Origin of the sequence: Salinivibrio sharmensis (assembly GCF_001995985.1) — a bacterium.
Lineage (GTDB): Bacteria > Pseudomonadota > Gammaproteobacteria > Enterobacterales > Vibrionaceae > Salinivibrio > Salinivibrio sharmensis.
The window spans coordinates 1-1,667 of the sequence record NZ_MUFC01000034.1; the positions used below are offsets into that span (position 1 = coordinate 1).

Annotated in this window: 1 protein-coding gene and 1 pseudogene; both read left to right on the plus strand. The window is 35.5% G+C overall.

The annotated features are described in order from the left end of the window. The first annotated feature begins 48 nt into the window (after positions 1 to 48). Positions 49 to 318, plus strand: a complete 270-nt coding sequence (locus BZG74_RS15380; protein ID WP_077608913.1) for a hypothetical protein — start codon at positions 49 to 51, stop codon at positions 316 to 318. A 650-nt stretch (positions 319 to 968) separates the two neighbouring features. Continuing rightward, positions 969 to 1,572, plus strand: a pseudogene (locus tag BZG74_RS15385) (recombinase family protein). Positions 1,573 to 1,667 lie beyond the last annotated feature (95 nt).

Below are 1,667 nucleotides of genomic sequence, written 5' to 3' on the forward strand. Positions count from 1 at the left end.
ATATAATAGCCATTGAATTTATCTATATATATCAAGAGGGTCTCCAATATGTCTCAAGTCCTAGTTTATTCTAGACGTAATCGTGAAGTGAGTTATCTATCCACAAGAGAAAAACGTGAAACTAAGCCGAATAGATTTGAAGTCTTTTATAACGACATTTCCGATGAAGAAGCATTACGTAGAGCAAACTCTATTAGTTTAGATGAAAAGAACAGTGTTCCCCAAGCTCGTTCAAAAAGACAATCTATTAAAGAAAAGAAAGAATGTAGAGTGCCTGGCTTATATGGTTGTAACCGTTACAAGTCAAGAAAAAATTAGACACTCAACGTATTCTAATGTTGTTCTTTTTTTGCACAACGTTAAAGCCTGCGGGCTTGTATCAGACAAGTGATAAAAGCCTTAAAAATTCCGTCATTAAAGCAGGTGGCAAGAGAATTTGCCAAGATTGGCAATCAATGTGCCAATGCTGGCATTAAAAGTGCCAATAGTGGCAGAAGAATTCTTGTAAGAAATTAAGCTTACTTTGACTTAATCTTCACTTTTTTAAAGTCTAACGTTATATTAGAATTATAACTTTATAATAGTTATAACCGTTATAATAGTTATAACATAAAAAAGTAAGAAAATAAAATTTATTTTTATATGTTAATTTCACTGCCAAGGAAAGTTAATAGTAGCCTTGTCTTTATTATAGATGAATGAAGTTTAGAGTAATGTTTGTTACTCACGGATATTCATCTATTTTCTAGGTTTTCTTAAGGCAAAGTTATTTTGTGAAAATCATCGACTTAAGTAGTCAAGTTTAGCGAGATGTAAACATCCCAGAGTAGTATCAACAAACATCCGTTTTCTGATATCAGGCGGGAATGAAGTGTTTGCAGTCTCATAAAGTAGGATTAGAGATTTTATGATACCTAACTGATTGATGATACCAATTGTGATGCCAAAAGGAATGAGTAGTGGATAGTATGGGGCGGACATTTGCTTATTGTCGCGTATTGACTAGCGAGCAAACTGTGTCAAATCAGATCTTAGCTATCAGAAATGCTGGTTACGATATTCAAGAACATCGAATTGTTTATGAGATGGTTTCGGGGAGTGTACCTGCAACAGAACGACGTGAGTTCAAAATGTTGATTTAGCATAAACTGGAGCCTGAAGCCTGGAGACAAGCTGGTGGTAATCAAGCTTGATCGGCTGGGAAGAGATAACATCGATGTTCAGCATACGATCAGTATGCTGTTAGAAAAAGGTGTTACGCCCATTTCTCTGGATCTACCGACCGCTGATCTAAGCTCAGCGGAGGGACGATTGATGCTACAAATGTTCTCAGCCTTTGCTGAATTTGAGCAAAAACGAATTCGAGAGCGAACATTAGAAGGTTAAGCTAGGGCGAAGTCTGAAGGAAAGAAGTTAGGTAGACCTAGAGCAACGAAAGCTATTAAATTGGTACAAGTATGCAAGTCACAAATTATGTATCAAAGTAAAGCGGCCATACGAATTAATTTGCATATCGCTACTATTAAGCGCCAATGGAATCAGATTTATAATGGGTTTAATTACCATTATTAATGGTTTTTGAAAATTTAAAATCTGCCGACGAAAGAAATTCCCAGCTTATCAATTTTTTTTAGGGGATGATAAAGTTGCGCATAATAGTTTATATC

What these genes read in the sequence shown, in the direction of transcription:
- BZG74_RS15380 (WP_077608913.1), top strand. Translation starts at nt 49, where the DNA reads ATGTCTCAAGTCCTAGTTTATTCTAGACGTAATCGTGAAGTGAGTTAT.